Below are 26,030 nucleotides of genomic sequence, written 5' to 3'. Positions count from 1 at the left end.
CCGGAGTCGGACACGGGACGCAGCACTGCGCAGGATTCTACAGGGTGCTCAGGACCGCTTTCGACCGAGGTGTTTCCTGGTCCACTCGACCGCGTCCGCGTACCGCGCCTCCGCGCCGTGCCGGGTCGGTGTGTAGTACTCCCGGTCCTTGAGCTCCTCCGGGGCGTACTGCTGCTCGGCGATGCCCTCGGGCAGGTCGTGCGGATAGACGTACCCCTGCGCGTGCCCGAGCTTGGCCGCGCCCTTGTAGTGCCCGTCCCGCAGGTGCATCGGCACGGGTCCCGCATGTCCCTTGCGTACGTCGTCCATGGCGGCGCCGATGGCGGTCGTCGCAGCGTTCGACTTGGGGGCGAGGGCCAGGGCGATGGTGGCGTGGCTGAGGGTGAGGGCGGCCTCGGGGAAGCCGATCATGGCGACGGCCTGGGCGGCGGCCACAGCGATCGGCAGTGCGTTCGGGTCGGCGAGGCCGATGTCCTCGCTGGCGGAGATCATCAGTCGGCGGGCGATGAAGCGGGGGTCCTCGCCGGCCTCGATCATCCGGGCCAGGTAGTGCAGGGCCGCGTCGACGTCGGAGCCGCGGATGGACTTGATGAGGGCGCTGGCCACGTCGTAGTGCTGGTCGCCGTCGCGGTCGTACTTCACCGCCGCCCGGTCGACCGTCTCCTCCAGGGTGGTCAGGCCGATCTCGGCCTCGCCCTTGTCGAGCGCGGCCCCGGCGGAGGCCTCCAGGGCGGTGAGGGCGCGGCGGGCGTCGCCGCCGGCGATGCGCAGGAGGTGGGCCTCGGTGTCCTCGGGAAGGGTGACGGCGTCCTTGAGGCCCCGCTCGTCGGACAGGGCCCGTCGGATGAGGCCCCTGACGTCGTCGTCCGTGAGGGGTTCGAGGGTGAGGAGGAGGGAGCGGGAGAGCAGGGGCGAGATCACGGAGAAGTACGGGTTCTCCGTCGTCGCCGCTATCAGGGTCACCCAGCGGTTCTCGACGGCCGGGAGCAGGGAGTCCTGCTGAGCCTTGCTGAAGCGGTGGATCTCGTCGAGGAAGAGGACGGTCTCCTTGCCGAAGCCGCCGGTGGCGCGGCGGGCGCCGTCGATGACCGCGCGGACCTCCTTGACGCCCGCGGTGATCGCCGACAGCTCCACGAAGCGCTTGTTGGTCGCCTTCGACACGACATACGCCAGGGTCGTCTTTCCGGTGCCGGGCGGGCCCCAGAGGATCACCGAGGAGGGTCCCGCCGGGCCGCCGTCCGACTCGCCGACCAATCTGCGCAGCGGTGAGCCCGGCTTCAGCAGGTGCTGCTGGCCCACGACCTCGTCGAGGACGCGCGGGCGCATCCGAACCGCCAGGGGGCTGCTGGACGGGTCCTTCTCCTGGCGTTCTTCTGCTGCTGCGGTGAACAGATCGGGCTCCACGCTCAGAACCCTAAATCACCGCACTGACAATCCCGACCGGCGTCAGCTGGTCCAGAAGTCCCACCAGCGGGTCAGGATCAGCATGCCGATGATGCCGATGTGCAGCACGGGCAGGACCCAGGTGAACTCGCCGAAGAAGCCCTTGAGCCAGTTCGGCGCGGGCAGGAAGCCCTTGCGGATGTTGAACGAGGTCACGTACCAGAACATGATGATCGTCGCGACCCAGGCCAGGCAGCACCACAGGCACAGCGCGTTGATCCGGTACAGGGACTGGAACATCAGCCAGGCGCAGAAGCCGACGCCGAAGAGGGTGCCGGCGTTGAAGGTCAGCCAGTACCAGCGCGGGAAGCGGGCACGCGCGAGCAGGCTCATGCCGACGCCGATGACGATGCCGTAGGCGACGAGGCCGAGCATCGGGTTGGGGAACCCGAAGGCGTGGGCCTGGTCGCTCTCCATGACACTGCCGCAGGAGACGACGGGGTTCAGGCTGCACCCGGGGGTGAACGTCTTGCCCTCGACCTTGGCCTCGAGCAGCTTGAACTTGTCGATCGTGATGACCCACGCAGCGAGCAGTCCGGCCGCACCGGTGATCACCAGCAGCAGGGCGAGGGCGCGGCTGCTGTCCTCCGCGCGCGGCTCGGGGGCGGCGCGGTCCGGCTTCTGGTCGGTGGGGACGTCTTTCACTGTCGTCTCGCTCATTACGCCGATTCCGTCACTTGAGAGTTGGACCTTCTTCCGGCAGGGCCATTGTGCCGCACGCGCCCCTGTATCCACCGTTCGATGGACATAAGGAGGTACGCATGGTCGTCCCGGACCGTTCGGTTCCGGACGATGATCGTTTCCATGACCACACACGCGAACGGACTCGCGGTGGACGTACGGGGGCTGCGCAAGCAGTACGGGGACGTGACCGCGCTCGACGGCATCGATCTGGGCATTCACAGGGGCGAGGTGTTCGGCCTGCTGGGGCCCAACGGCGCGGGCAAGAGCACCACGGTGGAGATCCTCCAGGGCAACCGGGCCCGGGACGCGGGCGAGGTCCGGGTGCTCGGGGCGGACCCGGCGACGGGCACGCGCGCGTGGCGCTCGCGTGTCGGAATCGTCTGGCAGGACGAATCGGCACCCGTCGAGTTGACGGTCCGTGAGACCGTACGACATTTCGCCCGCTACTACCCGAGGCCCCGGGACCCCGAGGAGGTCATCGGCCTGGTGGGTCTGGAGGCGAAGGCGGACAGCCGGATCAAGGCGCTGTCGGGCGGCCAGCGGCGGCGGCTCGACGTGGCGCTCGGCGTGATCGGCGGGCCCGAGCTGCTGCTCCTGGACGAGCCGACCACCGGCTTCGACCCTGCGGCCCGCCGCCGGTTCTGGGAGCTGATCCGGAAGCTGTCCGACGAGGGCACGACGATCCTGCTGACCACGCACTACCTGGAGGAGGCGGAGGCCCTCGCACACCGGCTGGCGATCGTCTCCCAGGGGCGGGTGGTCGCCGAGGGCGAGCCCGGTGCCCTCCGGGAGCGCCACGGCACCGAGGCCACCGTGCGGTGGACGGAGACCGACGGAACCCAGCGCACCGAGCACACGGCGACCCCCACCAAGACGGTCGCCGACCTCATGCACCGCTTCGACGGGGAGATCCCGGGGCTACGGGTGAGCCGCCCGACCCTGGAGGACGTCTACCTCCGGCTGACCGGGCAGGAGGAGCCACGATGACCGCGACCTTCGTGCGGTCCGGGGCCGCGACCGGACAACTCCCCGGCGCCTGGAGCCTGGGTTTGCACCGGGGTGCCCTGGAGACAAGGCTGTTCTTCCGCCAGCGCGACCAGGCGGTGTTCACCTTCGCCTTCCCGATCGTCTTTCTGTTCCTCTTCGCGTCGATCTTCAGCAACGACATCACGGGCGCGGGCATCACGGCCTCGCAGCTGTACGTCCCGGCGATGATGGCCGCGGGCATCATGACCACCAGCTTCCAGTCGCTCGGTACGTCGATCGCCATCGAGCGGGACGAGAAGGTGCTGCGCCGGCTGCGCGGCACACCGATGCCCCCGGCCGCGTACTTCCTCGGGAAGATCTGGCTGGTCCTGGTCACCGGTGTCCTGGAGACGGCGGTCATGCTCGTCGTCGGTACGACGCTGTACGACGTGGAGCTGCCGTCGAGCGCCGGGAAGTGGTTCGACTTCGCGTGGATCTTCGTCCTCGGTCTGACGGCGTGCGCCCTGCTGGGGATCGCGATCAGCTCGGTGCCGAGCTCCGGCAAGAGCGCCACGTCCGTGGTCGTACTCCCCTTCCTGGTCCTGCAGTTCATCTCCGGGGTGTACATCTCCGTCGGCACCATCCCCGGCTGGATGCTCGACATCGGCGCGCTGTTCCCGCTGAAGTGGATGTGCCAGGGCCTGCGCGGGGTGTTCCTGCCGGAGTCGGCGCAGGTTCTCGAACAGGCGGGAAGCTGGGAGTTCGGACGCGTGGCCCTGGTGCTCGGGGCCTGGTGCGTCGGAGGATTGCTGCTGTGCCTGCTGACCTTCCGCTGGAAGAGCGAGCGCGACCGGTGAGTGCCGCGGTGGGATCGTGCGACGCGTCCGGGACAGGGCCCGCCGGCCCGAACGTCTGGGAGCGCACCTTCCGGCTCTGGGATCCGTACTTCGCCGTGGTGTGGGTGGTCACGGTGGTGTTCGTGCTGGGCGCGGCGGATCCGGGACGGCCGGTCCGACTGGCCGCCATCGGCCTGCTCGCGCTCCTCGTTCCCTGGTACGTGCTGGTGGGACGGCCGGTCCTGATGGCCGAGGGCCAGGACGAGCGGCGGTCGCTCGGCTATGTCGCCGGGGCGGTCCTCCTCTTCCTGCCGCCCGGCATCATGGTCGGAGAGACCCGGGTGCTGACCTTCGCTCTCATCCCGCAGTGCTTCATGGCGCTGCGGATGCGCTGGGCGATGACGGCCGTGCTCGTCATCAACGTCGCGCCGGTGGCGGGTTGGTCGCTGCTGTGGCGGCCCGCACCGCGGATCCTCTTCGCCAACTCCGTCTCCGCGGTGGTCAGCATCGTCTTCTCGGCGGCCATCGGCAGCTGGATCATCCGCGTCATCGAGCAGAGCCGGGAACGGGCCGATCTCATCGCCGAGTTGGACGCCAGCCGCCATGAACTGTCCCGGCTCTCGGCCGCGCACGGCGCGCTCGCCGAGCGGGAACGGATGGCGCGGGAGATCCACGACACACTCGCTCAGGGCTTCACCAGCCTGCTGATGTTGACGCAGGCCGTCGAGGCCGAGCTCGACCGCGACCCGGCACAGGCCCGCCGTCACCTGGCCCTGATGGACGAGACGGCCCGGCAGAACCTCGCCGAGGCGCGTGCCCTGGTCGCCGGGGGTACGCCGGCCGATCTGGACGGCGCCTCGCTCCCGGACGCGCTCGGCAGGCTCGCCGCACGCCATGACGCGACGCTGAAGGTGACCGGCCCGGTGCGCGCGCTGCCCGCCGGCCCCGAGGTGGTCGCCCTGCGTTCCTGCCAGGAGGGACTGGCCAACGCCCGTAAACACGCCGGGAGTTCGACCTCCGTGGCGATCGGGCTGGCGTACGCGGACGACACGCTCACCGTCTCCGTACGGGACGACGGCTGCGGTTTCGACGCCGGTGCCGTACATGACGGGTACGGTCTGGCGGGGCTGCGTGCACGGGCCGCCGAGGTGGGCGGAACCGCGCAGGTCAGCAGCGCGCCGGGCGACGGCACCACGGTGACCGTCCGGCTGCCCGTCCCCGCCGCGAGGAGTGAGGCCCCGTGATCCGCATCATCCTGGCCGACGACCATCCCGTCGTACGGGAGGGGTTGCGGGCGATGCTCAGCGCCGAACCGGACCTGGAGGTGGTCGCCGACGCGTCCAGCGGGCCCCAGGCGGAGGTGCTGGCGGCCGAGTTGCGGCCCGACATCGTGCTGATGGATCTGCGGATGCCGGGCGGCGGGGGTGTCGACTCGATCGTGCGGATGACGGCGGCCGGGCTGGGCTGCCGGGTGGTCGTCCTCACGACGTACGAGACGGACCGGGACATCCTGAGGGCGGTGGAGGCCGGGGCGGCTGGCTATCTGCTGAAGGACCTTCCGCGGGGTGAACTGGCCGAGGCGGTGCGCTCAGCGGCACGCGGGGAGACCGTACTCGCCCCGTCGGTGGCCGCGCGGCTCGTGGACCAGTTGCGTACGAAGCCGGAGCGGCCGCGGTTGTCGGAGCGGGAGACGGCGGTACTGCGGCTGGTGGCCGAGGGGTGCACGAACGCCGAGATCGGGCGTCGGCTGTTCATCGGCGAGTCGACGGTGAAGACCCATCTGCTGCGGGTCTTCGGCAAGTTGGGTGTGGACGACCGGACGGCGGCGGTGACGAGCGCGATGCGGTACGGGCTGCTGGACCAATGACGAAGGCGCCGGGTGCCTCGGAAGGCAACCGGCGCCTCGTGGGCCTCCTGGGTCTCAGCCCAGCCTCGCCTCCAGCTCGGCCACGATTTCGTTCACGCCGATCGCCGTCTGCTCGCCGGACTCCATGTCCTTGAGCTGGACGACGCCCTCGGCGAGGTCGCGTTCGCCGGCCACGAGGGTGTAGCGGGCACCGCTGCGGTTGGCGTTCTTCATGGCGCCCTTGAGGCCCTTGGCGCCGTAGGAGAAGTCCGCCGCGACGCCTGCCCTGCGCAGCTCCGTGACCTTCGCGAACAGGACCCGGCGGGCCTCCTCGCCCAGCGGAACCGCGAACACGCTCGTGGACGCGGGGAGTTGGAGTCGGACGCCCTCCGCCTCCAGCGCGAGGACCGTGCGGTCGACGCCCAGGGCCCAGCCGACGGACGGCAGTGCGGGGCCGCCGATCATCTCGGACAGACCGTCGTAGCGGCCGCCGCCGCCCACCGCGGACTGGGAACCGAGACCGTCGTGGACGAACTCGAAGGTGGTGCGCGTGTAGTAGTCCAGGCCGCGCACCAGCTTCGGGTCGTCCTCGAAGGCGACGCCCGCCGCGGTGATCAGCTCACGGACCTCCTCGTGGTACGCCTTGCAGGCGTCGCAGAGGTAGTCGCGCAGCAGCGGGGCGCCGGTCAGCTGCTTCTGGACCGACTCGCGCTTGTCGTCGAGGACGCGCAGCGGGTTGATCTCCGAGCGGCGCAGGGTGTCCTCGTCGAGGTCCAGGCCGCGCAGGAAGTCCTGGAGGGCCGCGCGGTACACCGGACGGCACTCCTTGTCGCCCAGGCTGTTCAGCAGGATGCGGAAGTCGCTGAGCCCCAGCGAGCGGTACGCCTGGTCCGCCAGGATGATCAACTCCGCGTCCAGCGCCGGGTCCTCGGCGCCGATCGCCTCGGCGCCGACCTGGGAGAAGTGGCGGTAACGGCCCTTCTGCGGGCGCTCGTAGCGGTAGTACGAGCCCGAGTACCAGAGCTTGACCGGGAGGTTGCCCGCCTTGTGCAGGTTGGCCTCCAGGGCGGCGCGCAGCACGGAGGCGGTGCCCTCGGGGCGCAGCGCGAGCTTGTCGCCGCCCTTGGTCTCGAAGGCGTACATCTCCTTGGTCACGATGTCGGTGGACTCACCGACACCGCGCGCGAACAGCTCGACGCTCTCGAGGCCGGGCGTCTCGATGTAGCCGTAGCCGGAGTTGCGCAGCGGGGCCGCGATCGCCTCGCGGACGGCCAGAAACGTGGCACTGTCCGGCGGGATCAGGTCGTACGTGCCCTTGGGGGCCTTGAAGGTGCTCACGGAAGTCTCTCGTCACATTCCTCGTCGGGGAGGGGTGTGGGAACCCTCTCCGCGTTCTGGACGGCCCGCCGCCACCTGCCGCAGATAGGCGTTGGTGGCGCGCTCCTGGCCGATGGTCGTCTGAGGGCCGTGGCCGGACAGCACCACGGTCGAGTCGTCGAGCGGCAGGCACACGCGGGCCAGCGAGTCGAGCATCTCGGCCATGTCACCGCCGGGCAGGTCGGTGCGTCCGATGGAGCCGGCGAACAGCAGATCCCCGGAGAAGAACACCGACGGGATGTCGGCCGTCTCGGGCATCCGGAAGGTCACCGACCCCTTGGTATGGCCCGGCGCATGCGCGACGGACAGCTCCAGACCCGCCAGCTCCAGCCGCGCACCGTCGGTCAGCTCCTTGACGTCGTCCGGCTCCCCGATGGTCAGCTCACCCAGCAGCGGCATCCCGATGGAGCGCCCGAGAGCCTTCTCGGGGTCGCTCATCATGTACCGGTCCTCGGGGTGGATCCAGGCCGGCACGTCGTGCGCGCCGCACACCGGGACGACCGAGGCCACATGGTCGAGATGGCCGTGGGTGAGGACGACCGCCACGGGCTTGAGCCGATGCTTCTTCAGTGCTTCCTCGACTCCTGGGGCCGCTTCGTGGCCCGGGTCGATGATCACGCACTCCTCCCCGGCGGCGGGGGCGACGAGATAACAGTTCGTCCCCCAGGCCCCGGCGGGGAACCCGGCAATGAGCACGATCGTCCTTCGTTGTGTCGGTTCGGGTGGGCTTGCGAATCGGCTGCGCCTGAGGTCAGAGCCTACCGGCGCTGCCGATTACTCAGCGAACCCATATACGGTACGGGGCACACGCAGGCGGTCGGCTCGAACGACGCACGCGTACCGGTCGACGTACGAGACGTATGAGGAGAAACCCGGTGGTCACCCAAGAACAGCGGAAGCGTCAGCTCGCGCGGGAGAAGTTCTTGCGGCAGCAGCAGCGGCGCACCGACGCACGGCGCAAGGCGCGCATGCGCAACGCCGCGATCGCGTCCGCGCTCGGCGTGATCCTGATCGGCAGCCTCGCGCTGTACACGACCGGGGTCCTCAAGGACGACGACAAGAGCAACGCGAGCGCGGACGTCACCCCGAGCGCCTCGGCGCCCAGCAAGGCCCCCGACCCGTGCGAGAAGCCGGCCGCGGGCAAGGTCAAGACGGCGACCTGGAAGAAGGAGCCGGCGATCACGATCGACAAGTCGGCGGCGTACACGATGAAGCTCGCGACGACCTGCGGCGACATAGACATCGACCTCAAGGCGTCGGCCGCGCCGCACACCGTGAACTCCTTCAACTTCCTTGCGGGCAAGGGCTTCTTCGACCACACCAAGTGCCACCGGCTCGTCAACAGCGGTATCTACGTGCTCCAGTGCGGCGACCCGCAGGGCACCGGTACGGGCGGGCCCGGCTACACGATCCCGGACGAGAACCTCAAGGACAAAACCCTCAAGGGCAACGTGTACCCGGCGGGCACGGTCGCGATGGCCAACCAGTACAACGCTCAGACGAAGGAAGGCCGCAACACCGGCGGAAGCCAGTTCTTCCTCGTCTACCAGGACAGTCAGCTGCCCGCCGACTACACACCGTTCGGAACGGTGTCCGAAGCCGGGATGAAGGTCCTGAAGAAGATCGCGGATGCCGGAGCGCAGGCCGCCGACCCCACGACCGGGAACACCGCCCCCAACGCAACGGTCGTGATCAACAAGGCAACTGTCACCAAATCCTGACCCCCCAACTGCGGAATTTCGGTCGCGCGGGATGCGGACAGGCAACCCGCCGGTCGCCTATGTTGGCCGTGACGAAACTGTGGACGATGCCCGGGGGTGCTGAAGCCCTGCGCAGGCATCATGTGGAGGAGGCGCTGTGAGCAGCGACCCGTGGGGCCGCGTCGACGAGACGGGGACCGTGTACGTGCGTACGGCCGACGGCGAGCAGGTCGTCGGTTCCTGGCAGGCCGGCTCCCCTGAGGAGGCGCTGGCCTACTTCGAGCGCAAGTACGAAGGCCTGGTTGTCGAGATCGGCCTCCTCGAGAAGCGAGTCAAGACCACCGACCTCTCCGCGAAGGACGCCCAGGTCGCCATCGGCCACATCCGCGAGCAGGTGGACGCGCACCACGCCGTCGGTGACCTGGACGCGCTGCGGAAGCGGCTGGACCAGCTCGTGGAGACCGTCGAGGCGCGCCGTGAGGAGCGCAAGCAGCAGCGCGCGAAGCAGTCGGACGAGGCGCGCAAGTCCAAGGAGGCGCTGGTCACCGAGGCGGAGCAGCTGGCGCAGTCCGACCAGTGGCGGGCCGCCGGTGAGCGGCTGCGGGCCCTGGTGGACACGTGGAAGGGTCTGCCGCGGCTGGACCGCAAGTCGGACGACGAGCTGTGGCACCGCTTCTCGCACGCCCGGTCGGCGTTCTCCAAGCGCCGCAAGGCCCACTTCGCGTCGCTGGACGCCCAGCGCGAGGAGGCCCGCAAGACCAAGGAGCGGCTGGTCGCCGAGGCCGAGTCCATGTCGGGCTCGACCGACTGGGGTCCGACGGCCGCGCGCTATCGCGAGCTGATGACGGAGTGGAAGGCCGCCGGCCGCGCCCAGCGCGAGCACGAGGACGACCTGTGGAACCGCTTCCGCGGTGCCCAGGACGTGTTCTTCGCCGCCCGCAGCTCGGTCTTCGCGGAACGTGACGCGGAGCAGTCGGAGAATCTGAAGCTCAAGGAGGAGCTGGCCGAGGAGGCCGAGAAGATCCTTCCGGTCACGGACCTCAGGACCGCGCGCGCCGCGTTCCGCTCGATCAACGAGCGCTGGGAGGCCATCGGCCATGTGCCGCGCGACGCCCGGCCGAAGGTCGAGGGCAAGATGCACGCGGTCGAGCGGGCCATCCAGGAGGCCGAGGAGAACGAGTGGCGCCGGACCAACCCGGAGGCACGCGCGCGTGCCGAGGGTCTGACCGGCCAGCTCCAGGCGGCCGTGGACAAGCTCCACAAGCAGATCGAGCAGGCCCGGTCCCAGGGCAACAACGCCAGGGCCGACAAGCTCGAAAGGGAGCTGGAGGGCCGCCAGGCGCTGCTGGACCAGGCGCTCAAGGGTCTCCAGGAGTTCGGCGGCTGACGCGCTTCGGGCATACGACGAAGGGGCTCCCGTACTCGGTACGGGAGCCCCTTCGTCGTATGCCCCTACGACCGGCTGCGCGCCGACGTCACGCGGTACACGTCGTAGACGCCCTCCACACCGCGCACCGCCTTCAGAACGTGGCCGAGATGCTTCGGGTCGCCCATCTCGAAGGTGAAGCGAGAGGTGGCGACGCGGTCGCGGGAGGTCTGGACGGCCGCGGAGAGGATGTTGACGTGCTGGTCGGACAGGACGCGGGTGACGTCGGACAGAAGCCGCGAGCGGTCGAGCGCCTCGACCTGGATGGCGACCAGGAAGACCGACGACTGGGTGGGCGCCCACTCGACTTCGAGGATCCGCTCGGGCTCTCGGGACAGTGACTCCACGTTCACGCAGTTGCTGCGGTGAACCGATACACCGCTACCGCGGGTGACGAAGCCGATGATCGGGTCGCCGGGGACGGGTGTGCAACAGCGGGCGAGCTTGACCCAGACGTCCTCGACGCCCTTGACGACCACACCCGGGTCCTGGCTGCTGCGCCGCTTGCGACTGCGGCCGCGGGCCGGCGGTACCGACTCGTCGATCTCCTCGGTGGCCGCTTCCTCGCCGCCGAGGGCCTGTACGAGCTTCTGCACGACGTTCTGTGCGGCGACATGTCCCTCGCCGATCGCCGCGTAGAGCGAGGAGATGTCCGGGTAGCGCATCTCGTGGGCGAGGGTGACCAGGGAGTCGCCCGTCAGGATGCGCTGGATCGGCAGGTTCTGTTTGCGCATCGCACGTGCGATGGCGTCCTTGCCCTGCTCGATCGCCTCGTCCCGGCGCTCCTTGGAGAACCAGGCGCGGATCTTGTTGCGGGCCCGCGGCGACTTGACGAAGCCGAGCCAGTCGCGCGAGGGCCCGGCGCCGGCGGCCTTGGAGGTGAAGACCTCCACCAAGTCGCCGTTGTCCAGGGTCGATTCGAGCGGGACGAGCCGCCCGTTGACCCGCGCTCCTATGGTGCGGTGGCCGACCTCGGTGTGGACCGCGTACGAGAAGTCGACAGGGGTCGCTCCGGCCGGGAGCGCTATGACGTCGCCCTTCGGCGTGAAGACGAAGACCTCGTTGCGTGAGAGGTCGAAGCGCAGGGACTCCAGGAACTCCCCCGGGTCCTCGGTCTCCTTCTGCCAGTCGAGCAACTGGCGCAGCCACGCCATGTCGTTGAGATGGTCGTCCTTGCCGGTGGCCTTCGGCTGGTCACTGCGCACCTTGGAGGCGCCCGCGACGGCCTCCTGCTTGTACTTCCAGTGCGCGGCGATGCCGTACTCGGCGCGACGGTGCATGTCGAACGTACGGATCTGGAGTTCGACCGGCTTGCCGTTGGGACCGATCACCGTCGTGTGCAGCGACTGGTACATGTTGAACTTGGGCATCGCGATGTAGTCCTTGAACCGGCCGGGGACCGGGTTCCATCGCGCGTGCACGGTGCCCAGGGCCGCGTAGCAGTCGCGGACGGTGTCCACGAGGACGCGGATGCCCACCAGGTCGTAGATCTCCGCGAAGTCACGGCCGCGGACGATCATCTTCTGGTAGACGCTGTAGTAGTGCTTCGGGCGGCCGGTGACGGTCGCCTTGATGCGGGCCGCGCGCAGGTCCTGCTGGACCTCGTCGGTCACTATGGCCAGATACTCGTCACGCTTCGGTGCCCGCTCGGCCACCAGCCGTACGATTTCGTCGTACATCTTGGGGTAGAGGATCGCGAAGGCGAGGTCCTCCAGTTCCCACTTGATGGTGTTCATGCCGAGGCGATGGGCGAGCGGCGCGTAGATCTCCAGGGTCTCGCGCGCCTTCTTCTCCTGCTTCTCGCGCTTGAGGTAGCGCATGGTGCGCATGTTGTGCAGGCGGTCGGCGAGCTTGATGACCAGGACGCGCGGGTCCTTGGCCATGGCGACGACCATCTTGCGCACGGTCTCGGCCTGCGCGGCCTCACCGAACTTGACCTTGTCCAGCTTGGTGACACCGTCGACGAGCAGGGCGACGGAGTCTCCGAAGTCGCGGCGGAGCTGGTCGAGGCCGTACTCGGTGTCCTCCACCGTGTCGTGCAGCAGACCGGCCATCAGCGTCGCCGGGTCCATGCCGAGCTCGGCGAGGATCGTGGTGACGGCGAGCGGGTGCGTGATGTACGGGTCGCCGCTCTTGCGCTTCTGGCCGCGGTGCCAGCGCTCGGCGACCTGGTAGGCCTTCTCGATCTGGCGGAGGGTGGCCGTCTCGATCTTCGGGTCGTTGCTGCGCACTATCCGCAGCAGCGGCTCCAGGACCGGGTTGTACGGGTTGGAGCGCTGGACGCCGAGACGGGCGAGGCGGGCGCGGACGCGGTTGGAGGAGCCGGAGCGGGCGGGCTGGCCGGAGTTCGGGCGGACCGCGGGTGTGGCCGGGCGCTCGGCCGGGGCCGGCTTGGGACGCGACTGCTCGGCCGACTTGTCGACGGGCGCGGACTGGGCGTGCTCGACCGGCCCACGGGTGTCGTTCTTCGCGTTCGACACCGTCGGCGCGGGCTTGGCCACGGGGCCCGAGGCGGACTCGGGCTTGGCGGCGGTCAGGTGCTGGGCCTCGTCTGGCAAGAGGGCTCCTCGTGCGCGATCCGGGTCCCCCGGTCAGGCTCCGGAGACCCCATGGTAGCGATCCCGGGCCGCAGGATCGCCTTCAGGCCGATGTGACGGCCGTCTACCCCGGGAACACGAGGGGCTGCCGCCGGCATTCCGGGAGGTGACGTGCCGGTGCCCTGGCGGTGTCCGGTGGGTTTGGTCGGGGCCTGTGCGGGGTGCCAGATGCATGGCCGGGTGCGGCGCCGTTGTGGCTTGTCGCGCCCACGCGGCGGAGCCGCACATGGATACAGCCCCGCGCCCCTATGAGGCGCGAAACGGCCGGCCCGGATGTGACCGGGCCGGCCGTCTTTCCAGCAAATAGACCTGCCGTCAGTCTCAGACCACCAGGAGCGCTTCCAGCGGGGCGCCCTCCAAGGCCGGTTTCAGGCGAGCTCGGCCTCCCAGGAAGCCCAGCTCCATCAAGACCGCGACGCCGGCGACCTCGGCGCCCGCGCGGCGGATCAGCCGGAGCGAGGCCTCGGCGGTGCCGCCGGTGGCGAGGACGTCGTCCACGATCAGGACGCGGTCGCCACCGGTGAGGTCCTCGGCGTGCACCTCGATCTCGGCGGAGCCGTACTCCAGGTCGTACGCCTGGCTGAGGGTGGCCCCGGGGAGCTTGCCCGCCTTGCGTACGGGGATGAAGCCGACGCCTGCGCGGACGGCGACCGGGGCGCCGAGGATGAACCCGCGGGCCTCCAGGCCGACGACCTTCGTCGCGTTCGTCCGCTCGACGACCTGGGCGAGGGCGTCGGTGAGTGCGCTGAACGCCGCCGGGTCCGCCAGGAGCGGGGTGATGTCCTTGAACATCACGCCCGGCTCCGGGTAGTCGGCCACATCGCGGATGCGGCTGAGCAGCAACCCCTCGATGTCGGTCATCGGCGCTTCCCGGAGGGGCGGCCGCGGCCTCGGTTGCGGGCCGCCGGCTGGGTGCGCGGCGGACCGACGACCGCGGGAGCGGCGTCCTCCGGCTCGTCCGTGTGCGCCTCGTCGGGGATCCGGGTGTCCGGCGTCCCGCCCTGCGCGGCGGCCTGCGCCCGCTTGGCGAGGACGCGCTTCTTGAGCGCCTTGATCTGCGGCTCGCGCTCCTTGAGGTCGGCGACGAGCGGCGTGGCGATGAAGATCGAGGAGTACGCACCGGCCGCGAGGCCGACGAACAGCGACAGCGAGATGTCGTTGAGCATGCCGGCACCGAGGAAGCCACCGCCGATGAACAGCAGACCGGCGACCGGGAGAAGCGCGACCACCGTGGTGTTGATGGAGCGCATCAGGGTGCTGTTGATGGAGTTGTTGGCGACGTCGCTGTACGTCCACCGGGTCTGCTTGGTGATGTCCTTCGCCTGCTCCTTGAGGCTGTCGAAGACGACGACCGTGTCGTAGAGCGAGTAACCGAGGATGGTCAGCAGACCGATCACCGTGCCCGGCGTCACCTCGAAGCCGACGAGGGCGTAGATGCCGACCGTGATGGTGATGTCGTGGATCAGGGCGACCAGTGCGGCCGCGGCCATGCGCCACTCGAACGCGATCGCCAGATAGATCACGACGAGCACCATGAAGATCGCCAGACCCTGCCAGGCCTTGTTGGCGATCTGTTCACCCCAGCTGGGACCGACCAGCTCGGCGTTGATCTTGTCCGAGTCGACCTTCAGATCCTTGGACAGCTCGGTCTTGATCTGGTCGGCCTTGCCGGTGTCGATGCCCGCGATCTGGATCCGCAGGCCACCGCTGCCGAGCTTCTGGACGATCGCGTCATGACCGGACGCGCTCTCCGCCTGCCCCTCGGCCTCGGAGACCGAGACGCTGGTCTTCGGGGTGGTGAAGACCGCACCGCCCTGGAACTCGATGCCCATGTTCAGGCCGCGCACCGCCAGGCCGACGATGGCCGTGATGGTGATCAGGATCGAGATGCCGTACCAGATCTTGCGGTTGCCGACGAAGTCGTAGCCGACCTCGCCACGGTGCAGTCGGGCGCCGAGGTTGCCGAGCTTCGACATCTCACGCCTCCTTCGGGTCGACAGGGCCGGCTGTGGGGCGGGAGGGACGGCGGGTACGGCGCAGCGGGGGCTTGGCGCCCAGGCCCTTCGGGTCGAGGCCGGACCACTTGTGACCGTCGGCGAAGAACTTCTTGCGGGCGAGGATCGTCATCAGCGGCTTGGTGAAGAGGAAGACGACGACCACGTCGAGCACGGTGGTCAGACCGAGCGTGAACGCGAAGCCCTGGACCTTGCCGACGGTGACGATGAACAGCACGGCGGCGGCGAGGAACGACACGAAGTCGGAGACCAGGATGGTGCGCCGGGCGCGCGGCCAGGCCCGCTCGACGGCGGGGCGCAGTGAGCGTCCTTCCCGGATCTCGTCCCGGATGCGTTCGAAGAACACGATGAACGAGTCCGCGGTGATACCGATCGCGACGATCGCACCGCAGACGGCCGGCAGGTTCAGCGCGAAGCCGATGGTCGGGCCGAGCAGCGCCATGATCACGTAGGTCAGGATCCCGGAGACCAGCAGCGAGGGGAGGGCGATGATCGAGAGGCCGCGGTAGAAGACCAGGAGGTAGATCACGACCAGGGCGAGACCGATACCGCCCGCGATCAGACCGGCGTGCAGCTGCTCACCGCCGAGCGCCGCGGTCACCGTGGTGACGCTGTCCTCCTTGAAGGTCAGCGGCAGGGCGCCGTACGACAGCATGTTGGAGAGGCTCTGGGCCGACTCCTGGTTGAAGTTGCCGGAGATCTCCGCGTTGCCGCCGGTCAGGGCCTGGCTGACGTACGGGTCGGAGACGACCTCGCCGTCCAGGACGATGGCGAACTGGTTCTGCGGGGACTGGTTCTGGGCCAGCTTGCCGGTGATGTCCGCGAACTTCTTGGTGCCGGCGCCCGTGAAGTCCATCGTCACGGTCCAGCCCGCGCCGGTCTGCGTGTTGAAGACGGCCTGGGCCTTGTCGACGTCGGTGCCGTCGACCTCGGCGGGGCCGAGGATGTACTTCTGCCACTGGCCCGACGAGTTCTGGCCGCAGGCCACGGTCGACGCGGTGGGCTTCGCGCCCTCTCCGGCCGTGGCGCGGACCGCCTTCTTGGTGCAGTCGAGCGCGGCGTACTTCGCCTGAAGCTGGGTGGTGTCTTCGGCCGGGGCGCTGCCGCTCGCCGACGGGGAGGCACTGGCGGAGGGCGACGCGGAGCTGCTCGGCGTGGCGTCGGCCTTGAGCGCGTCGGTGACCGCGCGTCCCTGCGTGGTCGAGGTCGCCGAGGGGGTCACCGACGGGGAGGAGGACGAGGTCGCCTTGTCGCCCGAGGGGCTCGGCGACACGCTGCCGGACGCGCTGGGCGACGGGCTGGCCGTGGCGGCGGCGCCGGAGACCTCGGTGGCGAGGACCGGACGGAAGTAGAGCTTGGCGGTGGTGCCGACCTGCTTCCGGGCCTCCTCGGAGTTCGTGCCCTTGGGGATGTTGACAATGATGTTGCGATCGCCCTGGGTCTGGACCTCCGCCTCGGAGACACCGAGGCCGTTGACACGGCGGTTCATGATGTCGACCGCGGTGTCCATGTTCTTCTTGTTGATCGCGGACTGGTCGCCGTCCTCGGGCTCCGCGCGGAGCGTGATGCTCGTACCGCCGGCCAGGTCGATGCCGAGACGCGGAGTGGTGTGTCCGGAGGCGAACATTCCCCCGGTGAGCGCCACGATGGCGATCAGGATCAGGGCCAGTGAGCGCCCTGGCTTGCTCTGGGCGCTCGCGCTCCGGCCCTTCTTAGGTGCTGCCACCTTCTCGTACTCCCTCTCGGGCCGCCTCGCGCCCGTGCGGCGGGCGGGCGGCCATGACATGGTGTCGGGATCCCGGGCAAGCTGCGCATGTCCCGGTGCGCGCGGGAGCGGCCCGCGCGCCCGGGGGCATGACTACTTCGCCTCGGAGTCGCCGTTGGTCTTCGTCGGCTCGTCGTCGACCTTCGGCTCGTCGTCCACCTTCGGCTGGTCCACCTTCGGCTCTTCGGCCTTCGCCGCGGCGGCCGGCGTCTCGTCGGCCGACTCCTCGTCCGCGTCCTTCTTACCGAGGTCGACCGGCTTGTCGTCGGAGGCGTCGCCGACGGCGGTCTCGGCGGACTCCGACTCGGTGAGGGCGGAGGCGTCGTCCGGGACGACGTCGCTCTTCAGGTCGTGCTCGATCCCGTGGACGAGGCGGTTGTACTCGTCGTCGGAGAGGACGGCACCGATCGAGTTCTTCGCGAAGAGGAGCTCGACACCCGGGCCGGCGTCGAGGAGGACCGTGTCCTCGTTGACCTCCTTGACCGTGGCGTACATGCCCCCGATGGTGCGGACACCGCTGCCGGGCTGCATTTCGTTCCGCATGTTGGCGGCCTGCTGCTGCTTCTTCTTGGCCGAGCGGGTCATCAGGAACATGGCCCCGATGAGCACGATGAACGGGAGGAGGGTCACGAGACTCACGGGTCGGTACTTCCTTCACGCGACCGCGGTGGTGAGCGGCCTGATGGTTGGGGGTATGTGTGCCGCCGACAAAGGCGGCATCGGCGGAGTCTAAGCGAGTCCGCGCGCAAGGAACAACGCTCAGCATGGCACCGGGGTTCCTGACCCGGCCAATGCCCTCGCCGTCACGCCCCGAACAGGTCCTGTTGTCCGTTTCCCGCCGTTGACGAGTGGGGCGGGGTGAGGCCGAGATGCGCCCATGCGGCCGGAGTGGCGATGCGTCCCCGCGGCGTCCGGGCGAGCAGTCCCTCCCGTACGAGGAACGGCTCGGCCACCTCTTCCACGGTCTCACGTTCCTCCCCCACCGCGACGGCGAGCGTCGACAGGCCGACCGGACCGCCGCCGAAGAGCTTGAGCAGGGCTTCGAGGACGCCCCGGTCGAGCCGGTCGAGCCCCCGGGCATCGACCTCGTAGACCTTCAGGGCCGCCGCGGCGATGTCACGCGTGATGATGCCGTCGGCCTTGACCTGCGCGTAGTCGCGGACACGGCGCAGCAGGCGGTTGGCGATACGGGGCGTGCCACGGGAGCGGCCGGCGATCTCGGCGGCGCCGTCGACCTCGATCTCGAGGTCGAGGAGGTTCGCGGAACGGTGGATGACGCGTTCCAGCTCGGCGGGCTCGTAGAACTCCATGTGCGCGGTGAAGCCGAAGCGGTCGCGCAGCGGGGGCGGCAGCAGGCCGGCACGCGTGGTGGCGCCGACCAGGGTGAAGGGCGGCAGTTCGAGCGGGATGGCGGTGGCGCCCGGGCCCTTGCCGACGATGACGTCGACGCGGAAGTCCTCCATCGCCATGTAGAGCATCTCCTCGGCGGGCCGGGACATCCGGTGGATCTCGTCGAGGAAGAGGACCTCGCCCTCCTGGAGCGAGGAGAGGATCGCGGCGAGGTCGCCGGCGTGCTGGATGGCGGGGCCGCTGGTGATGCGGATCGGGGCGGCCATCTCCGCCGCGATGATCATCGAGAGGGTGGTCTTGCCGAGGCCGGGGGCGCCGGAGAGCAGCACGTGGTCGGCGGTGGCGCCACGCGCGCGTGCGGCGCGCAGGACGAGGTCGAGCTGCTCGCGGACCTTCTCCTGGCCGATGAACTCGCCCAGGTCCTTGGGGCGCAGCGCGGCCTCCACGGCCTGGTCCTCACGGTCCGCGACTGAGCCCACCAGCCGCTCGGGGGCGGGGGTGTCGGCCGGGTCGTCCCAGTTCATTTCGTGTGCCTCGGGGTTCGGGGGGTTCAGCGGGCGCGGTTCAGGGTCTGGAGTGCGGCCTTCAGGAGCTGACCCACTTGCGGGGTGCCGGCGGCCGCCTCGGCCTGCGGGGCCACGGCGGTCACGGCCTCGTCGGCCTCGCGGGTCGCGTAGCCCAGCCCGATCAGGGCGGCGTGCAGCTGATCGCGCCAGCCGCTGGTGACGGGTGCGCCGACCGCCGGAGCGCCGATCGGCTCACCCAGCCGGTCCTTCAGCTCCAGCATCAGCTTCTGGGCACCCTTCTTGCCGATGCCGGGGACCGCGGTGAGCGACTTCTCGTCGGCTGTCGCGACAGCACGGCGCAGGGCGTCCGGGGAGTGCACGGCGAGCATGGCCTGTGCCAGGCGGGGGCCGACTCCGCTGGCGGTCTGGAGCAGCTCGAAGGTCTGCCGCTCGTCGTCGTCCGCGAAGCCGTACAGGGTGAGCGAGTCCTCTCGGACGACCAGCGAGGTGTGCAGCTTGGCGGGCTGGCCGAGGCGGAGCGTGGACAGGGTGTTCGGCGTGCACTGGACGGCCATGCCGACGCCGCCGACCTCGACCACCGCGGCGTCGGGGGCGAGGGCGGCGACCGTGCCGCTGACGAAGGCGATCATGCCGGGCGACCTTTCGATGCGGTTGCTTTCGCGGTGTGCAGGGCGACGGCCTGCTGGAGTCGGTTCTGGGCGGGCGCTCGCCAGATGTGGCAGATGGCGAGGGCCAGGGCGTCGGCGGCGTCGGCGGGCTTGGGCGGTGCGTCGAGCCGCAGCAGGCGGGTGACCATGGCGCCGACCTGTGCCTTGTCCGCGCGGCCGTTGCCCGTGACGGCGGCCTTGACCTCGCTCGGCGTGTGCAGCGCGACGGGGATGCCGCGGCGGGCGGCACAGAGCATGGCGACGGCGCTGGCCTGGGCCGTGCCCATGACCGTACGGACGTTGTGCTGGCTGAACACCCGCTCCACGGCGAGGCATTCGGGCCGGTGTTCGTCCAGCCACTGCTCGATGCCCTGCTCGATGGCGACGAGACGGTGCCCCAGGTCCGCGTCCGCGGGCGTGCGCACGACGCCGACGCCGAGCATGGTGAGCGGCCGGCCGGCGACGCCCTCCACGACACCGACACCGCACCGCGTCAGACCGGGGTCCACCCCGAGAACGCGCACGCACCCTCCCCTCTTTGCGGCTGAACCGCCGCCGCTCTCGCGGACCTGGCTGAGCACCGTCGGGGTTCCTCAATTGTTGGCCGCGGTCCGTGGACGGTGATCTTTCGACCAAGCCAGGCTATCCGCTGCCACCGACAGCAGCGGCGGGCCGGTGGGGTCCCACCGGCCCGCCGAGTCCGCTCAGCTCGCGGCAGCGTTACGCGTCGACCTTCTCCATGATCTCGTCGCTGACGTCGAAGTTGGCGAAGACGTTCTGGACGTCGTCGCTGTCCTCGAGCGCGTCGATCAGCTTGAAGATCTTCTTGGCGCCCTCCTCGTCCAGCTCGACCTGCATGGTCGGGACGAAGTTGGCCTCCGCGGAGTCGTAGTCGATGCCGGCCTCCTGGAGGGCGGTGCGGACCGCGACCAGGTCGGTGGCCTCGCTGAGCACCTCGAAGGACTCGCCGAGGTCGTTGACCTCCTCGGCGCCCGCATCCAGGACGGCGGTGAGCACGTCGTCCTCGGACAGCTCGCCCTTGGGGACGATGACGACGCCCTTGCGGTTGAAGAGGTACGACACCGAGCCCGGGTCGGCCATGTTGCCGCCGTTGCGGGTCATGGCGACGCGGACGTCGGAGGCGGCGCGGTTGCGGTTGTCGGTGAGGCACTCGATGAGCACCGCGACGCCGTTCGGGCCGTAGCCCTCGTACATGATCGTCTCGTAGTCCGCGCCACCGGCCTCGAGACCACCGCCGCGCTTGATCGCGGAGTCGATGTTCTTGTTCGGGACCGACGACTTCTTCGCCTTCTGCACGGCGTCGTACAGCGTCGGATTTCCGTCGAGGTCCACGCCGCCCATGCGCGCCGCGACCTCGATGTTCTTGATCAGCTTCGCGAAGAGCTTGCCGCGCTTGGCGTCGATCACGGCCTTCTTGTGCTTCGTCGTGGCCCATTTAGAGTGGCCGGACATCTGCCTGTCTCCTTCGCGTAACCCATCTCTGAACGAACGCCCCAGATCTTAAGGGTCTGGGGGACCCCCAGATCCTACAAGGACTCCGCTGTCCGGTACGCGCGCACCATGTCGACGAACAGGCCGTGCACGCGGTGGTCGCCGGTCAGTTCCGGGTGGAACGACGTGGCCAGCGCGTTGCCTTGGCGGACCGCCACGATGTGGCCGTCGTGTTCGGCGAGCACCTCGGCCGCGGCACCGACGGACTCGACCCACGGGGCGCGGATGAAGACGCCCTCCACAGGTTCGCCCGCGATGCCCTTCACGTCGAGCGCGGCCTCGAAGGACTCGTTCTGCCGTCCGAAGGCGTTGCGGCGCACGATCATGTCGATGCCGCCGATCGTCTCCTGACCCGAGCGCGGGTCGAGGATCTTGTCGGCGAGCATGATCATGCCCGCGCAGGTGCCGTAGACGGGCATTCCGTCCCGCACGCGCGCGCGGAGGGGTGCCATCACCCCGAAGAGGACGGCCAGCTTGGAGATGGTGGTGGACTCGCCGCCGGGGATGACCAGGCCGTCGATCTCGGAGAGCTCCTCGGGGCGCCGCACCGGCCTGGCCACGGCAGCATCGGCCGCGGCCAGGGCGACGAGGTGCTCCCGGACATCGCCCTGGAGGGCCAGGACGCCTATGACAGGAGTGCTCATGTGTCCCGCTGCCTCTACCAGCCGCGGTTGGCGTAGCGCTCGGCCTCGGGGAGGGTGTCGCAGTTGATGCCGACCATGGCCTCGCCGAGGTTGCGGGATGCGTCCGCGATGATCTTGGGGTCGTCGTAGAAGGTGGTCGCCTTCACGATCGCGGCGGCGCGCTTGGCCGGGTCACCGGACTTGAAGATGCCGGAGCCGACGAACACGCCCTCGGCACCGAGCTGACGCATCAGCGCGGCGTCGGCCGGGGTGGCGACGCCACCCGCGGAGAACAGCACGACCGGGAGCTTGCCGAGCTCGGAGACTTCCTTGACCAGCTCGTACGGGGCGCGCAGCTCCTTGGCGGCGGCGTACAGCTCGTTGTTGTCGTAGCCGCGCAGGCGGGCGATCTCGTTCTTGATCTGGCGCAGGTGGCGGACGGCCTCGACGACGTTGCCGGTGCCGGCCTCGCCCTTGGAGCGGATCATCGCGGCGCCCTCGGCGATGCGTCGCAGGGCCTCGCCCAGGTTGGTGGCACCGCAGACGAACGGCGTGGTGAAGGCCCACTTGTCGGAGTGGTTGACCTCGTCGGCCGGGGTGAGGACCTCGGACTCGTCGATGTAGTCGACGCCGAGGGACTGGAGCACCTGGGCCTCGACGAAGTGGCCGATGCGGGACTTGGCCATGACCGGGATGGAGACGGCCTCGATGATGCCCTCGATCATGTCCGGGTCGGACATACGGGCCACGCCGCCGTCCTTGCGGATGTCGGCCGGGACGCGCTCCAGCGCCATGACGGCCACGGCGCCCGCGTCTTCGGCGATCTTCGCCTGCTCCGGCGTGACGACGTCCATGATCACGCCGCCCTTGAGCTGCTCGGCCATGCCGCGCTTCACGCGCGCGGTACCGGTCTCGGGAGTCTGGGCGGAGTTGGGAAGCGTGGTGGACACGGGTTGACCTCACTCGGTGAAAGAGGGTTTTCTGCGAACACCGAGGAAACGCGAGAGGACCAGGCCACAGCAAGAGCCAATGGGGAGCCGGTGGATCGTTTTCCGTCCGGGAGCGGCCAAGCGCTCCGCGGGAAGTGCGGCGAAAGGTCGTCGGTCGCCTGCGGACCCGTCGTGGCTGGTCGCGCAGTTCCCCGCGCCCCTTCTGCGGCGCTGTCGATCCGCAGCCGACAACGCCAAGGCCGCTCAGGCAGCCCGCACCATCAGGGCCGCCGGGGGCTCGTCGTCCATCTCGAAGGCCAACGGGAACGGCGCGTGCCCGGCCAGCCGGAACCAGCGCACCTTGCGGTGTTCCCGCAGCCTGCGGGCCGCTCCCACCGCGTCGTTGTGGAAGCGGCGGGCCATCGGCACCCGGCGTACCGCCTCCGTGAGTTCGTGTGCGGCCGCCTCTCCCCCGGGCGCCTCCCGTACCGCCTCCACCTGCTGCGCCTCGGCGAACACAGCCCTGAGCGCCTGGCTCAACTCGCTCTCGGCGACCTCCCGTTGCTCCTCCTCGGCCTGCCGTGCGGCGTGCGCGGCCTCGTACAGGACGATCGAGGCGGCCGGATCGAGCACTCCGGAGGTCGCCAGTTCCTGGGCCACCGAGGCGCGGCGCAGCAGCTGGGCGTCGAGCGCGGCGCGGGTCGCGTCGATCCGGGCGTGCAGACGGTCGAGCCGGCCGGCGGTCCAGCTCAGGTAGAGGCCGATCACCACGAGGGCGGCGAGGATCCAGATGAGGGTTGCGGTCACGGGCGGCAAGGTTAGCCGGGCTCTGTGGAGCAACTGTGGTCAGGCGTGCCCGATCGGATGGGCCACGCGCGCGTGCAGGGTCAGTCGCGCGCCAGCCCGAGCCGCGCCCGCAGCCCCGGCGCACGTTCGTCGGCGGCCACCGCGGTCGTGCCGTCGGTCACCGTCTCGTAGACCGACAGGATGTCCGCGCCGACCGTCGACCAGTCGAACCGCCGGACGTGGGCGCTGCCGCGAGCCCGCAGCTCGGCCCGGCGCTCGGGGTCCTCCAGGAGTCGTACGGCGACCTCGGCGAGGGCGTTCGCGTCCTCGTTGGCGAACAGTTCGCCCGCGGCGCCCTGATCGAGGACCTGCGCGAAGGCGTCCAGGTCCGCGGCGAGCACGGGGGCGCCGGCCGACATGGCCTCGACCAGGATGATCCCGAAGCTCTCGCCGCCGGTGTTGGGTGCGACGTACAGGTCGACGCTGCGCAGCAGGCGGGCCTTGTCCTCGTCGCTGACCATGCCGAGGAACTCGACTCGGGAGCGCATCTCCTCGGGCAGCGTCTCGACGGCCTCCTTCTCGTCCCCGCGCCCCGCGACCAGCAGCCGGGTCTGCGGACGGGCGGCGAGGATCTTCGGGAGCGCCTTCATCAGCACCGGCAGGCCCTTGCGGGGCTCGTCGATGCGCCCTATGAAGCCGATGGTGTCGCCCTGCCATTCGGGCTTGGGCTCGGACTTGGCGAAGAAGTCGACGTCGACGCCGTTCGGGATCACCACCGCGTCGCCGCCGAGATGTTCCACGAGGGTGCGGCGGGCGTACTCGCTCACGGCGATGCGCGCGCTGATCTTCTCCAGTGCCGCCTGGAGGATCGAGTACGCGGCGATCATCGCCCGGGAGCGCGGGTTCGAGGTGTGGAACGTGGCCACGATCGGGCCCTGTGCCGCCCAGCAGGTGAGCAGTCCGAGCGAGGGCGAGGACGGTTCGTGGATGTGGACCACGTCGAACGCGCCGTCGTGCAGCCAGCGCCGCACCCGCGCGGCCGACAGGAAACCGAAGTTCAACCGGGCCACCGAGCCGTTGTACGGCACCGGCACGGCGCGGCCGGCCGAGACGACGTACGGCGGGAGCGGGGTGTCGTCGTCGGCGGGCGCGAGGACGGACACCTCGTGGCCGAGGCGGATGAAGTACTCCGCGAGGTCGCGGATGTGGAACTGGACGCCACCCGGCACATCCCAGGAGTACGGGCAGACGATGCCGATCCTCACGGCTGGTCCCCGTCCGACGGTCGGGGTTCCAGGTCGGCGAGCCACAACCGTTGCAGCATGTGCCAGTCCTCCGGGTGCTCGGCGATCCCGCTGGCGAAGACATCGGCCAGCGCCTGTGTCATGACAGACGTCTTCTCGGCCTTCGTACCTGCCTCGGGTACCTCGATCGGAGGATGTACCCGGCCCTGCATGACGGGCGAGTCGTCGTACCAGAGTGTCACCGGCATCAGAAGCGCATCCGTCTGCTGGGCGAGCAGCGCGGGTCCGGCAGGCATCCGGGCCGTGTCGCCGAAGAACTCGACCTCGACGCCGGAGGCGGACAGATCCCGGTCGGCGACCAGGCAGACCAGGCCGCCGTCGCGCAGCCGCCGGGCCAGCGTGCCGAAGGCGGAGCCGCCGCTGTGCGGCAGGACCTCCATGCCGAGGCCCTCGCGGTAGGCGACGAAACGGTCGTAGAGCTTCTCCGGCTTCAGGCGCTCGGCGACCGTCGTGAAGGGCGTGTCGAGCTTGGTGGTGACCCAGGCGCCGGCCAGGTCCCAGTTGCCGAGGTGCGGCAGCGCCAGGACGACACCGCGGTCGGAGGCGAGGCCGTCCGTCAGATGGTGGACGTCCTTGGGGTCGAACCCGGTCTTCATGCGCTCGGCGCTGTAGGCGGGCAACCGGAAGGATTCCATCCAGTAGCGCAGATACGAGCGCATGCCCGCGCGCGAGAGCTCGGCAAGCCGCTCCGGGGACGCGTCCGGCACCACGCGCGCGTAGTTGCTCTCCAGCCGCCGTACGCTCTTGCCGCGCCGCTTCCAGGCGGCGTCCGCGATCGTGTTCCCCAGCCGTACGGCGACCGGCTCGGGGAGCTTCTTGACCGTGCCCCAGCCGATTCCGTACAGCGCGTCCGTCAGCCGGTCCTGGGCGCTCACTGCGCTGCCTCGCTCCCCTGGGAGGCGTTCTCCCGCGCGGCGGCCTCGTCCGCCTCGGCCGACTCCCGGCGGACCGTGACGACCCGCTGGATCAGTGTCACGAGGCTGCCCACGGCGACGATCCACAGGGCGATCGGCAGCAGGTACCGGATGCCGGGCACACCGAAGTCGTGCAGGCCCGCCAGACCCGCGGCGACCAGCGAGATCACCAGCCGCTCGGCCCGCTCGATCAACCCGTTGACCGCGACCGGCAGGCCGATCGACTCGCCGCGGGCCTTGGTGTACGACACCACCTGGCCGCTGGCCAGGCAGAAGATCGAGACGGCGCACAGGACGAGGTCGTCGCCGCCGCCCGCGTACCAAAGAATGAAGCCGCCGAAGATCGCGCCGTCGGCGACCCGGTCGAGCGTGGAGTCCAGGAAGGCGCCCCAGCGGCTGGAGCGGCCGAGCTGGCGGGCCATGTTTCCGTCGACGAGGTCGGAGAACACGAACAGTGTGATCACGACCGTGCCCCAGAAGAACTCCCCCATGGGGTAGAAGACCAGCGCGCCCGCCACCACTCCGGCGGTGCCGAGGAGCGTGACCGTGTCGGGGCTGACGCCCCGCCGGATGAGAAACGCGGCGAACGGTGTGAGGACACGCGTGAAGAATGCACGCGCGTACTTGTTCAGCATGGCCTTCCCGAGGGTCTCGGTGTCGCCGGGCGGCCCCTGCTGGCCACCGGCTGGCCCATCGTAGCCACGCGCGCGTGTCGGCGACGTCCGGGCACCCGTCGCCCGCCCCGGGATCGGGCGGACGATCCGCAACAGACGGCGGGCGGCC

General features: G+C 69.9%; 25 protein-coding genes. 6 read left to right on the top strand and 19 right to left on the bottom strand.

Going from position 1 to position 26,030, the window contains the following annotated elements; translation table 11 throughout:
* Nucleotides 1–48 precede the first annotated feature (48 nt).
* Entirely contained in the window at nt 49–1,404 is a 1,356-nt protein-coding gene (locus ACIHFB_RS37855) for a replication-associated recombination protein A (protein ID WP_365282534.1), read from the bottom strand.
* Nucleotides 1,405–1,446: 42 nt separating this feature from the next.
* Nucleotides 1,447–2,103, bottom strand: a complete 657-nt coding sequence (locus tag ACIHFB_RS37850) for a vitamin K epoxide reductase family protein (RefSeq protein WP_365282533.1) — start codon at nt 2,101–2,103, stop codon at nt 1,447–1,449.
* 144 nt (nt 2,104–2,247) lie between these two features.
* On the opposite strand from ACIHFB_RS37850, the gene ACIHFB_RS37845 reads away from it, so the two are divergent.
* From ACIHFB_RS37845 to ACIHFB_RS37830, 4 genes are read left to right on the top strand one after another with little or no spacing between them, the layout of a single operon-like run.
* Entirely contained in the window at nt 2,248–3,114 is an 867-nt protein-coding gene (locus ACIHFB_RS37845) for an ABC transporter ATP-binding protein (protein ID WP_400129272.1), read from the top strand.
* A complete protein-coding gene (locus tag ACIHFB_RS37840; RefSeq protein ID WP_365282531.1) occupies nt 3,111–3,950 on the top strand; it encodes an ABC transporter permease in 840 nt (279 codons plus the stop codon). The genes ACIHFB_RS37845 and ACIHFB_RS37840 overlap by 4 nt, the downstream gene beginning before the upstream one ends.
* Nucleotides 3,947–5,173, top strand: coding sequence for a sensor histidine kinase (locus ACIHFB_RS37835; RefSeq protein WP_400129271.1), 1,227 nt, complete (start codon nt 3,947–3,949; stop codon nt 5,171–5,173). Before ACIHFB_RS37840 ends, ACIHFB_RS37835 begins: the two co-directional genes overlap by 4 nt.
* Nucleotides 5,170–5,796, top strand: coding sequence for a response regulator transcription factor (locus ACIHFB_RS37830; RefSeq protein ID WP_365282529.1), 627 nt, complete (start codon nt 5,170–5,172; stop codon nt 5,794–5,796). The genes ACIHFB_RS37835 and ACIHFB_RS37830 overlap by 4 nt, the downstream gene beginning before the upstream one ends.
* A 54-nt stretch (nt 5,797–5,850) precedes the next feature.
* On the opposite strand, the gene hisS is transcribed toward ACIHFB_RS37830, so the two are convergent.
* Both hisS and ACIHFB_RS37820 read right to left on the bottom strand, forming a co-directional pair.
* Nucleotides 5,851–7,113: a histidine--tRNA ligase gene (gene hisS, locus ACIHFB_RS37825; protein WP_365282528.1), complete on the bottom strand. Its 1,263-nt coding sequence runs from the start codon at nt 7,111–7,113 to the stop codon at nt 5,851–5,853.
* A gap of 12 nt (nt 7,114–7,125) precedes the next feature.
* Nucleotides 7,126–7,848, bottom strand: coding sequence for an MBL fold metallo-hydrolase (locus ACIHFB_RS37820; RefSeq protein ID WP_365282527.1), 723 nt, complete (start codon nt 7,846–7,848; stop codon nt 7,126–7,128).
* A gap of 179 nt (nt 7,849–8,027) precedes the next feature.
* Between ACIHFB_RS37820 and ACIHFB_RS37815 the strand changes: the two genes are divergently transcribed.
* Together ACIHFB_RS37815 and ACIHFB_RS37810 are read left to right on the top strand one after the other, a co-directional pair.
* Nucleotides 8,028–8,873, top strand: coding sequence for a peptidylprolyl isomerase (locus tag ACIHFB_RS37815; RefSeq protein ID WP_365282526.1), 846 nt, complete (start codon nt 8,028–8,030; stop codon nt 8,871–8,873).
* Nucleotides 8,874–9,009: 136 nt separating this feature from the next.
* Nucleotides 9,010–10,239: a DUF349 domain-containing protein gene (locus ACIHFB_RS37810; protein ID WP_400129270.1), complete on the top strand. Its 1,230-nt coding sequence runs from the start codon at nt 9,010–9,012 to the stop codon at nt 10,237–10,239.
* Nucleotides 10,240–10,304: 65 nt separating this feature from the next.
* Here ACIHFB_RS37810 and ACIHFB_RS37805 read toward each other — a convergent pair whose 3' ends face one another.
* From ACIHFB_RS37805 to pgsA, 15 genes are all read right to left on the bottom strand, one after another.
* Nucleotides 10,305–12,836, bottom strand: coding sequence for a RelA/SpoT family protein (locus ACIHFB_RS37805; protein WP_365282524.1), 2,532 nt, complete (start codon nt 12,834–12,836; stop codon nt 10,305–10,307).
* A 360-nt stretch (nt 12,837–13,196) separates the two neighbouring features.
* Complete coding sequence (locus ACIHFB_RS37800) at nt 13,197–13,736, bottom strand: adenine phosphoribosyltransferase (RefSeq protein WP_365282523.1); 540 nt, start codon at nt 13,734–13,736, stop codon at nt 13,197–13,199.
* A complete protein-coding gene (gene secF, locus ACIHFB_RS37795) occupies nt 13,733–14,851 on the bottom strand; it encodes a protein translocase subunit SecF (RefSeq protein ID WP_365282522.1) in 1,119 nt (372 codons plus the stop codon). Before secF ends, ACIHFB_RS37800 begins: the two co-directional genes overlap by 4 nt.
* A gap of 1 nt (nt 14,852) precedes the next feature.
* Complete coding sequence (secD, locus tag ACIHFB_RS37790) at nt 14,853–16,616, bottom strand: protein translocase subunit SecD (RefSeq protein ID WP_365282521.1); 1,764 nt, start codon at nt 16,614–16,616, stop codon at nt 14,853–14,855.
* A 132-nt stretch (nt 16,617–16,748) separates the two neighbouring features.
* Nucleotides 16,749–17,294 carry a preprotein translocase subunit YajC gene (gene yajC, locus ACIHFB_RS37785; protein WP_365282520.1) on the bottom strand — a complete coding sequence of 182 codons (546 nt, stop codon included), beginning with the start codon at nt 17,292–17,294 and terminating at the stop codon, nt 16,749–16,751.
* A gap of 164 nt (nt 17,295–17,458) precedes the next feature.
* Nucleotides 17,459–18,529, bottom strand: coding sequence for a Holliday junction branch migration DNA helicase RuvB (ruvB, locus tag ACIHFB_RS37780; RefSeq protein WP_365282519.1), 1,071 nt, complete (start codon nt 18,527–18,529; stop codon nt 17,459–17,461).
* Nucleotides 18,530–18,555: 26 nt separating this feature from the next.
* On the bottom strand, nt 18,556–19,161 hold the full coding sequence (ruvA, locus tag ACIHFB_RS37775; protein ID WP_400129269.1) for a Holliday junction branch migration protein RuvA: 606 nt from the start codon (nt 19,159–19,161) through the stop codon (nt 18,556–18,558).
* The gene (gene ruvC / locus ACIHFB_RS37770; RefSeq protein ID WP_365282517.1) at nt 19,158–19,703 is read right to left on the bottom strand and encodes a crossover junction endodeoxyribonuclease RuvC; all 546 of its coding nucleotides are present in this window, start codon (nt 19,701–19,703) and stop codon (nt 19,158–19,160) included. Before ruvC ends, ruvA begins: the two co-directional genes overlap by 4 nt.
* A gap of 196 nt (nt 19,704–19,899) precedes the next feature.
* Nucleotides 19,900–20,652: a YebC/PmpR family DNA-binding transcriptional regulator gene (locus tag ACIHFB_RS37765; protein ID WP_365282516.1), complete on the bottom strand. Its 753-nt coding sequence runs from the start codon at nt 20,650–20,652 to the stop codon at nt 19,900–19,902.
* A 74-nt stretch (nt 20,653–20,726) separates the two neighbouring features.
* A complete protein-coding gene (gene pdxT, locus ACIHFB_RS37760; protein WP_400129268.1) occupies nt 20,727–21,335 on the bottom strand; it encodes a pyridoxal 5'-phosphate synthase glutaminase subunit PdxT in 609 nt (202 codons plus the stop codon).
* A gap of 14 nt (nt 21,336–21,349) precedes the next feature.
* Nucleotides 21,350–22,264: a pyridoxal 5'-phosphate synthase lyase subunit PdxS gene (gene pdxS / locus ACIHFB_RS37755; protein WP_365282514.1), complete on the bottom strand. Its 915-nt coding sequence runs from the start codon at nt 22,262–22,264 to the stop codon at nt 21,350–21,352.
* Nucleotides 22,265–22,507: 243 nt separating this feature from the next.
* A complete protein-coding gene (locus tag ACIHFB_RS37750) occupies nt 22,508–23,050 on the bottom strand; it encodes a hypothetical protein (protein WP_365282513.1) in 543 nt (180 codons plus the stop codon).
* Between the two features lie 80 nt (nt 23,051–23,130).
* Nucleotides 23,131–24,294 (bottom strand): glycosyltransferase family 4 protein, encoded by a 1,164-nt coding sequence (locus ACIHFB_RS37745; RefSeq protein ID WP_365282512.1) that lies wholly within the window; start codon nt 24,292–24,294, stop codon nt 23,131–23,133.
* On the bottom strand, nt 24,291–25,208 hold the full coding sequence (locus ACIHFB_RS37740; RefSeq protein WP_365282511.1) for a phosphatidylinositol mannoside acyltransferase: 918 nt from the start codon (nt 25,206–25,208) through the stop codon (nt 24,291–24,293). The genes ACIHFB_RS37745 and ACIHFB_RS37740 overlap by 4 nt, the downstream gene beginning before the upstream one ends.
* A complete protein-coding gene (pgsA, locus tag ACIHFB_RS37735) occupies nt 25,205–25,882 on the bottom strand; it encodes a phosphatidylinositol phosphate synthase (protein ID WP_400129267.1) in 678 nt (225 codons plus the stop codon). Before pgsA ends, ACIHFB_RS37740 begins: the two co-directional genes overlap by 4 nt.
* Nucleotides 25,883–26,030 lie beyond the last annotated feature (148 nt).

Origin of the sequence: Streptomyces sp. NPDC051963 (assembly GCF_044593495.1) — a bacterium.
Taxonomy (GTDB): domain Bacteria; phylum Actinomycetota; class Actinomycetes; order Streptomycetales; family Streptomycetaceae; genus Streptomyces.
Note: the sequence above shows the minus strand (reverse complement) of the source record. Positions and strands in the feature narration are given on the sequence as shown.